Here is a 9635-nt window from a genome sequence, read left to right as displayed (position 1 = left end):
TGGGAACACAGCTTCCACAGTGGATTGGGGTAACCACAAGTTCTGTGTGCGCCGCAACCTGTGGGAGCGGAGCTTGCCCGCGAAGAGGCCCCTGAAGCCGCTAGAGATGCCGGCAGACCTCAAGCATCCGTTATGCCACCGCCATCTGCCGCTTCCGACGGCTCGCAACCATCAGGAAACTCAGCAACGCCACTAGCGGCATCGCACTGCCCAGCGCCATGATCGCCAGCCACCCGCCTTGCTCATACAGCACGCTGGCCAAGGCCGAGCCAGTGGCGCCGCCGATGAAGATGCTGGTCATATACAAGGCATTCAGGCGACCCCGGCTGGCGGCATCGAGGGCATAGACGGAGCGTTGCCCGAGCACCATGTTCATCTGCACCGCGAAGTCCAGCAGCACGCCGGTCACGGCCAGGCCGATCACACTGTAGGCCGGATGAATCAGCGCCGGTGCAAAGCTCAGGGTTGCCAGCAGCATCGCCAGCCAGGAGGCCCGGTGCGTATGCCCGGCATCCGCCAGTCGACCAGCCATTGGCGCCGCCAGGGCACCCATCGCCCCGACCAGGGCGAACAAGGCGATCTCCGACTGCGACAAACCCTGCACCCGCGACAGCTCCAGCGGCACGGCGGTCCAGAACAGGCTGAAGGTGGCGAACATCAGGCCCTGGTACCAGGCGCGCTGGCGTAGTACCGGCTGGTCACGGAACAGTTTTCCCAGCGACCCCAGCAGTTGCCCGTAGGTAGCGCTGTGGCTGGGCTGACGCTTGGGCATGGTAGTGAGGATCACCAGCATGATGAGCAGCATCAGCACGGCAGCGGCGATAAACACCGTGCGCCAGCCGAAATGGTCGGCGACCACGCTGGACAACGGTCGCGCCAACAGGATGCCCAGCAACAGGCCGCCCATGATCCCGCCGACCACGCGTCCGCGTGATTCTTCGGGAGCCAGGTGCGCGGCCAGGGGAATCAGAATCTGTACCGACACCGAACTGAAGCCGATCAGCAGCGACACCACCAGGAACACCCCGGGCTGGCGGGCCAGGCCGGCGGCCACCAGGCTGATCACCGCGACCAGCGCGGTGCCGATCATCAGCTTGCGGTTTTCCAGCAGGTCGCCCAGCGGCACCAGGAAGAACAGGCCCAGGGCGTAGCCGATCTGGGTCAGGGACACGATCAGGCTGGCGCTGTGGGCGGAAATACCGAGGTCCGGCGCGATCAGTTCAATGATCGGCTGGGCGTAGTAGATATTGGCCACGATGGCACCGCAACAGAAGGCGAACAGCATCACCAGGGCGCGGGTCATCACGGGGGCGGGGTGGTTATTCATCGGCGAAGGCTCTGGAACGGACGGAAAGCGAGTCTAGAGATTGGCGGACGACGGTGTAAGAGGGTCACAGGCATAGTCGATATCAGCCTGGTTGATTGTCCAGAGGTTTCTGTGGTGACTGTCCGACCGCCATCGCCAGCAAGCCGGCTTGTATGCCTGGCTGTGTACCGTCGGGGTGATCGACGAGGCGCCGTTGCTGGTGGATTGGCCGGTGCAGACGGTGGAAATGGGGCATATGGAGACGATGCTCGCGCCCCGGCCCGGGGTCCTGGTCTTCGAGAAAGAGCTGGGCGACTTTGTCGCGCAAGGGCAGCGTTTTGCGCGGATCGTGGGGCGTCCCGGGGATGCCTCTTCCGAGGTGGTCCTGCACGCGGCCCAGGCCGGTCGGCTGGTTACCCGCCACCGGGACAGGCTGATAGCGCAAGGCTCGGTGGTGGCGAAATTCACCGGTAGCCGGGGGTCGCACAACTGGACGGGAGGTTTGCTCGATCCCAACTAGGCCTCCCGCCACCGGTGGCTCCTACACGGCCATGCCCAGGCTGCCCGCCGTCGCGCTCGAGCGGCTCAGCAGGCCGGCATGGCGATTGTGCAGGGCATGCACCTCCTGGGCGAGATTGTCCAGGAAGGTGCGCCCACGCGGCGAGAAATCGTCGCAGGCCTCGAGCTCCGGCAGGGCCTTGATCAGCCCACGCAGGATACCGAGCATCCGTTCTTCGGCCCGCTGCATTTCCACGGCCGGGCGCTGACGCACGCGTTCCAGGTATTTGACCTGGGCAAGCGCGGCGAAAAAGGCATGGAGATAACCCTGGAGATCCCGTTGCAGACCGGACCAGGGCAGGCTGAACAGGCGTTCCCCGGCGCGCTGTTCGTCGATGATCGGGCAGACTTCGACCAGGCTGTACAGCAGTTGGTGGGTGGTCTCATGGACCAGCGACTCCTCGATATCTAGGATCGAGTGATCCTTGGCCGAGAGCAGGATAGTGCCGGTATAGCGCGCTGCCGAGCAGCTGCGGAAGGTCCCGTCGGGCAGGTAGCAGATCAGCTTGACCAGATGCCGGAATTGCTCGTAGCAGGCCGGCCAGGTATTGGCGATGCGTGACAGGGCGACGCTGACCACGTCGCGGAAGAAGTGGATGGAGTAACCGCTGCGCTCCAGGTGCCTGCGGGTGCTTTCGTCTTCGGGGAACTCATAGCTGGGCGGTGTCGCGGCGGCGATCAGCGGATCGACGTTGAAGCGCCGGATCGGTGGATGGTTCGAGTACTTGTGATCGACCGCGGTCTGGGTGATGCGTTGCAGGACCGCCGGCAACTCCAGGAGCATGTCCTGCAAGGACGCGGTGTCCTGCGTCAAGTCGGTCAGGACCGCATTGGCATGCTGGAACGCCAGGGCCATCCAGATCTGGAACACCGGGTCGTTGATGATCAGGCGGCGCTGGGAGACCGGCAGCAGGATCAGGTTTGTCGCGCTGGAAAAAAACGGATTGAGTCGGAGGCTGCCTTCCAGGCGTTGGAAGCATTCGGCATAGAGCGCGGCGAAGGTGCTGTAGCGCTGCAGGCTGAGCCGATCGAGCAAACGGTGAAAGCGGTCCGGGGTGGCGTCGGGTAAAAACGTGTTGTACTGGAAAAGGTCGTCGAGTTGGGAATGCAGTCGGGTGGTCATGTCGTTGTCCTCGGAGGTAACTCGATGAATGACGAGCGCGCGATAACCCTCTTTCAAGAAAGAGAAAGGCCGGGATTTAAAGAGTTGGCAGTGTTCGGTTGACAGTGAAACTCAATAACTGTTTGTCAGGCGTTAATTCAATGGGATGTAACAAGAACTTCGTGATGGACATCCCTGTGATGGATCACGGACACCCGTCGCGATTCAATCCGTTCGAACCTGTTGCTGATCGAAGCCAGCATGGGCCGCGAGCGGGCGGCGCAGGGCTTTCGCGGCCGTGGTCAGGTGGGCAAGGTCCAGGCCCTTGAGCGCCACTACCTCGTCGATACGCAGGGTCATGCCCAGGTCCTTGGCGGTACTGGTTGGATTCGTCTGCAACTCGGTGGCGAATGACTCGTCCCTTATCGCGAGCCCCAGAAGGACAGCGAGACGTTCCGGGTGGTGGGTATTGGAATGGGGCATGGTGGTCTCCGGATAACGGTTGAAACTTTTATAAGCGAAGCAGTCCAAGGGCTGTTTTCAAGGGGGGAAGTGCTCGAGTGAATATAGCAAGAAGCTTGTGTTTTTCAATGTGGAATTATTGATTTTACGGAAGTTTTAAAAAGTCGAGTATGCGCCTGATATGGAGGGGCTTTATTGAAAGAGTTTTCAATGTTTTATAAGTAGGATGGTTCTGTAGTCATATTCATGCACTGAAGGCGGATATCCATTCTGTTGTTCTGGCCTGGCCATTCGCCGTTACCGGACCATGGCGCACAGGCCCGTGTCTCGACTGACGGCTCTTGTCAGGAAAATCCCACAGGAGTACAAATGTACTCCATGACGACTTTAAGCCCCCGCCGTTCCGCCATCCTGACCTTTATCCGCGAGCGCATCGTGCGTAACGGTCAGCCTCCGAGCCTTGCCGAGATCGCCGAGGCCTTTGGTTTCGCCTCCCGCAGCGTGGCGCGCAAGCACGTGGTGGCCCTGGCCGAGGGCGGTTTTATCGAGGTCAATGCCCATCAGGCGCGGGGCATCCGCCTGCTCGACCAGGCGCCGCGGGCCGCGTTGCTGGATATCCCGCTGCTGGGCCGGGTCGCGGCCGGCCGGCCGATCGATGTCGATGCCCAGGAGCATCGCCGCTTGCTGCTCGATCCCGCACTGTTTTCCCGTGCACCGGATTACCTGCTGCAGGTGCAGGGCGACTCGATGATCGGCGATGGCATTCTCGACGGTGACCTGGTGGCGGTGCGCCGCACGGGGGAGGTGCGCAACGGCCAGATCGTCGTGGCCCGGCTGGAGGGCGAGGTCACCATCAAGCGTTTCGAGCATACGGCCACGGGCATCCGCCTGCTGCCGCGCAACCCGGCCTATGAACCTATCGTTGTCGATCCCGAGCATCAGGAACTGACCATCGAAGGCGTGTTCTGCGGTCTGGTACGGCCGGCATGAGGGGCGCGATGGTGGCCCTGGATACACTGCTCGACGAGCGCCGGGTATGGAAAGGCCGGGCGGTCGCGCCGCTGGCCGAACCGCCGTCCGATCGTCAGCCCAGCGGCCATGGAGCCCTCGACGCGGCCTTGCCCGGAGGGGGCTGGCCATCGGCAGCACTGACGGAAATCCTGATTGCCGGGGAGGGTGTCGGCGAGTTGCAACTGGTCTGGCCGACCCTGGCGCGGTTATCGGCCCGGGGCGAGCGGATTGTCCTGGTGGCGCCCCCCCATGTGCCCTATCCCCAGGCGTGGTTGAGCGCGGGGGTGGACCTGCGGCAGTTGGCGGTGATCCAGGCGGCACCGCGGGATGCCTTGTGGGCGGCCGAACAGTGTCTGCGTTCCGGCAGTTGCGGCGCGGTGTTGTGCTGGCCGCAACAGGCCGATGACCGGGCCTTGCGGCGCTTGCAGGTAGCGGCGGAAACCGGTCAGACCCTGGCCTTCGCCTACCGCTCGCTGGCGGAGGCGATCAACCCCTCGCCGGCGGCCCTGCGGATTGCCGTCGAGGGTCGCCCCGCGCAGTTGCGGGTGCTCAAGTGCCGGGGCGGGTTGGCCCACTCGGCACCGATTGCCTTCAGCACCGGGCATTGAGGCGGGTATGCGTTGGGTCTGCATTGTTTTTCCGCAATTGGCCTTGGACGGAGTGCTGCGGCGAACCCCTGAGCCTGAAGCGCCGCTGGCGCTGCTGACGGGCTCGCCGCAACGCCGCGTGGTGCAGGCGGTGAACGCGTCGGCCCGGGCCTTGGGCCTGCGTCCCGGGCAATCGCTGACCGCCGCCCATGCCTTGACCAAGGCCTTTGCCAGTGCCGAATACGATCCCGTCGAAATCGAGCAGTGGCAACAGTTTCTCGCCGCCTGGGCCTACCGCTTCAGCTCCCAGGTCAGCCTGCGTTATCCGCGGGCTTTACTGTTCGAGATCGAATCCAGCCTGGGCCTGTTCGGGCCCTGGCCGCAGTTGGAGGCGCGTTTGCGCGAAGAACTGACCGGCCTGGGCTTTCGTCACCGGATTGTCGCTGCGCCCAACCCGGCGGCGGCCCGGGTCCTGGCCAATGCCTACGACGGCCTGGCCCTGGCGGACAACGGGTCCTTGCGACAGGCCTTGGGGCAGATGCCGATCGACCGGGTCGGTTTGGAAAATGAGGTGGCCACGGCGTTGTCGCGCATGGGCCTGCGAACCCTGGAGCAAGTGCTGGCCTTGCCCCGGCATAGTCTGGCGCGGCGCTTCGAGGCGTCATTGCTCAAGCACCTCGACAGCTTGCTCGGTGAGCGGCCGCTGGCCCTGGCGTTCTATCTGCCGCCGGATCGCTTCGCGGCGCGGATCGAGCTGAATTTCGACGTGACCTCGAACCAGGCCTTGCTGTTTCCCTTGCGCCGCCTGACCGGGGACCTGGCGGCGTTTCTCTGCGGGCGCGACAGCGGTGTGCAGCGTTTCGAGCTGATCCTCGAACATGCCGGGGGCGCGGACACACGGATCAAGGTCGGCCTGCTGAGTGCCGAGCGCGATCCTTCGATGCTCTTCGAACTGGCCCGCGGGCGGCTGGAGCAGGTCCAGGTCGAGTCGGCGGTGCGTGGTTTTCGCCTGGAGGCCGAGGACCTGCCGGCCTTTGTCCCGCAGCACCGCGAACTCTTCGAGGAGCGCCCGCAACAGTCCTTGCCCTGGGAGCAACTGCGCGAACGCCTGCGTGCCCGGTTGGGGGATGACGCGGTGCAGGGGCTGCGTTTCCAGGCCGATCACCGCCCCGAATGCGCCTGGCAGCCGCTCCCGGCAAAGACAGCCGAGCCGCTGGCTGCCGCCGGCCCGTTGCGGCCCGGTTGGCTGCTCAAGGCGCCGTTGCCACTGCCCGAGCAGGCGGCGCGGGTCCTGCTGGGGCCGGAGCGGATCGAGTCGGGCTGGTGGGACGGCGCGGATGTGCGCCGCGACTATTACCTGATCGAGACCCGCGCCGGCCGTCATGCCTGGGCCTATCGCACAGTGGGAGAAAGCGGCCCCTTGCTGCTGCAGGGCTGGTTCGCATGAGCGTCGACTATGCCGAGTTGCATTGCCTGTCGAATTTCAGTTTCCAACGCGGGGCTTCCAGCGCCCGGGAGTTGTTCGAACGGGCCAGGGAGCAGGGCTATCAAGCCCTGGCGATCACTGACGAATGTACCCTGGCGGGGATTGTCCGAGCCTGGCAGGCCGGGCAGGAGAGCGGCCTGCCATTGATCATCGGCAGTGAAATGCAGGTTGAGAATGGACCGCGGATAGTGTTGCTGGTAGAAAACCTGGCGGGCTACCAGAGTCTTTGCCGACTGATCACCCAGGCCCGGCGGCGTGCGGAAAAGGGCCGTTATCAAGTGTTGCGGACGGACTTTGCACAGGCGCTGCCGGGGTTGCTGGCGCTGTGGCTACCTGGACAGGTCATTAGCGACGCCGAGGGCCGCTGGTTGCGCGAGCGTTTTCCCGAACGCCTGTGGCTGGCCGTGGAACTGCATTGCGGCCAGGACGATGAGCGGCGTTTGGCGCGCTTGCTGGCCCTGGCCGGCGAACTGGCGATTCCCGCCGTGGCCAGCGGCGATGTGCACATGCATGTGCGGGCGCGCCGTGCCCTGCAAGACACCCTCACCGCCATACGCCTGCACACCCGGGTGGCCGATGCCGGGCAACAGTTGCATGCCAATGGCGAGCGGCATCTGCGCAGTCTCGAGGCCTTGCGCGGGATCTATCCGGCGGCCTTGCTCGCCGAAACCCAGGTCATTGCCCGGCGTTGTAGCTTCGATCTCGGTCAACTGCGCTACCAGTATCCCCGTGAACTGGTGCCGCAAGGGCAGACCCCGACGTCCTGGCTGCGTCACCTGACAGAAGAGGGCGTTCGCCGGAGATGGCCCGAAGGGATCAGCCTTCGGGTCCGGGACCTTATCGAAAAAGAGCTGGCATTGATCGCCGAGCTGGAATACGACAGTTATTTCCTGACGGTGCAGGATATCGTCGACTTCGCCCGCAAGCAGGGCATTCTCTGCCAGGGGCGTGGTTCAGCGGCGAACTCGGTGGTGTGTTATGCCCTGGGGGTCACTGAGCTGAACCCGGATCGCACCAATATGCTGTTCGAGCGCTTCCTCTCCCGCGAGCGCAACGAGCCGCCGGATATCGATGTCGACTTCGAGCACGATCGTCGCGAAGAGGTGTTGCAATACGTGTTCCGGCGTTATGGCCGGAACCGGGCGGCCTTGACGGCGGTAGTCAGCACCTACCATGGCGCGGGGGCGGTACGGGATGTGGCCAAGGCGTTGGGCCTGCCGCCGGATCAGATCAATGCCCTGGCCGACGCCTGTGGCCACTGGAGCGATGAGCCGCCGGCGCCGGAACGCTTGCGCGAAAGCGGCTTCGATCCCGACAGCCCGGTATTGCGGCGAGTACTCGGCCTGACCCGGCAACTGATCGGTTTTCCCCGGCACCTGTCCCAGCATCCGGGCGGATTCGTGATTTCCGAGCAGCCGCTGGACACCCTGGTCCCGGTGGAGAACGCGGCCATGGCCGAGCGCACCATCATCCAGTGGGACAAGGACGACCTGGACAAGGTCGGCTTGCTCAAGGTCGATGTCCTGGCCCTGGGCATGCTCAGCGCGCTACGGCGCTGTTTCGACCTGGTGCAGCAGTATCGCGGCGGGCCGCGCTGGACCCTGGCGAGCTTGCCACCGGACGATGAGCCGACCTACGCGATGATCGGCCGGGCCGACACCATCGGCGTGTTCCAGATCGAGTCGCGGGCGCAGATGTCGATGTTGCCACGGCTCAAACCGAAAAATTTCTACGACCTGGTGATCGAGGTGGCGATTGTCCGGCCGGGGCCGATCCAGGGCGGCATGGTGCATCCGTATCTGCGCCGGAGGAACAAGGAGGAGCCCGAGACCTATCCATCGCCGGAACTGGAAGAGGTCCTCAAGCGCACCCTCGGCGTGCCGCTGTTCCAGGAACAGGTCATGCAGATTGCCGTGGTGGCGGCGGACTACACCCCGGGCGAGGCCGATCAGTTGCGCCGTTCCATGGCTGCCTGGAAGCGCCACGGTGGGCTTGAGCCGCACCGTCTGCGGCTGGCCGAAGGCATGGCGAAAAACGGCTATGCACCGGAGTTCGCCGCGCAGATCTTCGAGCAGATCAAGGGCTTCGGCAGCTACGGGTTTCCCGAATCCCATGCTGCCAGCTTTGCCTTGCTGACCTACGCCAGTTGCTGGCTGAAGTGCCATGAGCCGGCGGCATTCGCCTGTGCGCTGATCAACAGCTGGCCGATGGGCTTCTACAGCCCGGACCAGATCCTTCAGGATGCCCGGCGTCACCACTTGCAGATCCGCCCGGTGGATGTGCGGGCCAGTGCTTGGGATTGCAGCCTGGAACCGACCGATGGTCCGCAACCGGCGCTGCGCCTGGGCTTGCGGATGATTCGTGGGTTTCGCGAAGAGGATGCGCAACGGATCGAAATGGCACGCAAGGCCGGGGACTTCGAGGATATCGCCGACCTCGGTGAGCGGGCAGGGCTCGATACCCGGGCCCAGGAGCTGCTGGCCGATGCCGGTGCCTTGCAGGGCTTGGCGGGCGACCGCTACCAGGCGCGTTGGGAAGTGGCCGGGGTCGAGGCGCAGCTTGGGCTGTTCGCCGGGCTGTCGAGGGCAACCGAGGCACCGGTGGCTTTGCCGCGGCCGAGTGTCGGCGAGGATCTGCAAGCGGATTACGCCAGTCTTGGCACGACCTTGGGGCCGCACCCGCTGGCGTTGTTGCGCGGGCAATTGAAGGCTTTACGCTGTCGCAGCTCGCGGGAACTGTTGGCGGTTGAGCACGGGCGGCCGGTGAGCATTGTCGGCCTGGTCACCGGGCGCCAACGGCCGGGCACGGCCAGCGGGGTGACCTTTGTCACCCTGGAGGACGAATTCGGCAACGTCAGCGTGGTGGTTTGGCGCGACTTGGCCGAGCGGCAACGGCAGGTTCTGGTGGGCGCGCAGTTGTTGAAGGTGGACGGGCGCCTGGAAACCGAAGGCGATGTCCGGCATGTGATTGCCGGGCGCCTGAGCGACCTGGGCTCGATGCTGGCGGATATCACCGTGCGCAGCCGGGATTTTCGCTGAGGTCTGGATAATGGGGCGTCTGTGCCGGCCCCTTCGCGGGCAAGCTCCGCTCCCACAATGTTTACGTCGGACCTGAATCTTGTGC

At 64.5% G+C, this 9635-nt stretch carries 7 protein-coding genes and 1 pseudogene; 5 read left to right on the top strand and 3 right to left on the bottom strand.

Annotated features, from left to right (window positions below):
• Nucleotides 1-130: 130 nt before the first annotated feature.
• Nucleotides 131-1327: an MFS transporter gene (locus M5B99_RS24980; RefSeq protein WP_248806563.1), complete on the bottom strand. Its 1197-nt coding sequence runs from the start codon at nt 1325-1327 to the stop codon at nt 131-133.
• Between the two features lie 142 nt (nt 1328-1469).
• On the opposite strand from M5B99_RS24980, the pseudogene M5B99_RS24975 reads away from it, so the two are divergent.
• Nucleotides 1470-1826 (top strand): annotated as a pseudogene (locus M5B99_RS24975) (succinylglutamate desuccinylase); the annotation flags it as partial.
• A 21-nt stretch (nt 1827-1847) separates the two neighbouring features.
• Here the strand turns inward: M5B99_RS24975 and M5B99_RS24970 are convergent.
• Together M5B99_RS24970 and M5B99_RS24965 are read right to left on the bottom strand one after the other, a co-directional pair.
• On the bottom strand, nt 1848-2987 hold the full coding sequence (locus M5B99_RS24970; protein WP_248806561.1) for an aKG-HExxH-type peptide beta-hydroxylase: 1140 nt from the start codon (nt 2985-2987) through the stop codon (nt 1848-1850).
• A gap of 204 nt (nt 2988-3191) precedes the next feature.
• The gene (locus M5B99_RS24965) at nt 3192-3449 is read right to left on the bottom strand and encodes an Os1348 family NHLP clan protein (RefSeq protein ID WP_248806560.1); all 258 of its coding nucleotides are present in this window, start codon (nt 3447-3449) and stop codon (nt 3192-3194) included.
• A 348-nt stretch (nt 3450-3797) separates the two neighbouring features.
• Between M5B99_RS24965 and lexA the strand changes: the two genes are divergently transcribed.
• Genes lexA through M5B99_RS24945 form a run of 4 tightly spaced genes read left to right on the top strand, consistent with a single transcriptional unit; the run spans nt 3798 to nt 9550 of the window.
• On the top strand, nt 3798-4418 hold the full coding sequence (lexA, locus tag M5B99_RS24960; RefSeq protein ID WP_248806559.1) for a transcriptional repressor LexA: 621 nt from the start codon (nt 3798-3800) through the stop codon (nt 4416-4418).
• The gene (gene imuA / locus M5B99_RS24955; RefSeq protein WP_248806558.1) at nt 4415-5047 is read left to right on the top strand and encodes a translesion DNA synthesis-associated protein ImuA; all 633 of its coding nucleotides are present in this window, start codon (nt 4415-4417) and stop codon (nt 5045-5047) included. Before lexA ends, imuA begins: the two co-directional genes overlap by 4 nt.
• 7 nt (nt 5048-5054) lie before the next feature.
• Entirely contained in the window at nt 5055-6473 is a 1419-nt protein-coding gene (locus tag M5B99_RS24950) for a Y-family DNA polymerase (protein ID WP_248806557.1), read from the top strand.
• The gene (locus tag M5B99_RS24945; RefSeq protein ID WP_248806556.1) at nt 6470-9550 is read left to right on the top strand and encodes an error-prone DNA polymerase; all 3081 of its coding nucleotides are present in this window, start codon (nt 6470-6472) and stop codon (nt 9548-9550) included. The genes M5B99_RS24950 and M5B99_RS24945 overlap by 4 nt, the downstream gene beginning before the upstream one ends.
• Nucleotides 9551-9635: the final 85 nt, after the last annotated feature.

Source organism: Pseudomonas sp. MWU13-2100 (assembly GCF_023242365.1).
In the GTDB taxonomy this organism is placed as follows: domain Bacteria; phylum Pseudomonadota; class Gammaproteobacteria; order Pseudomonadales; family Pseudomonadaceae; genus Aquipseudomonas.
Note: the sequence above shows the minus strand (reverse complement) of the source record. Positions and strands in the feature narration are given on the sequence as shown.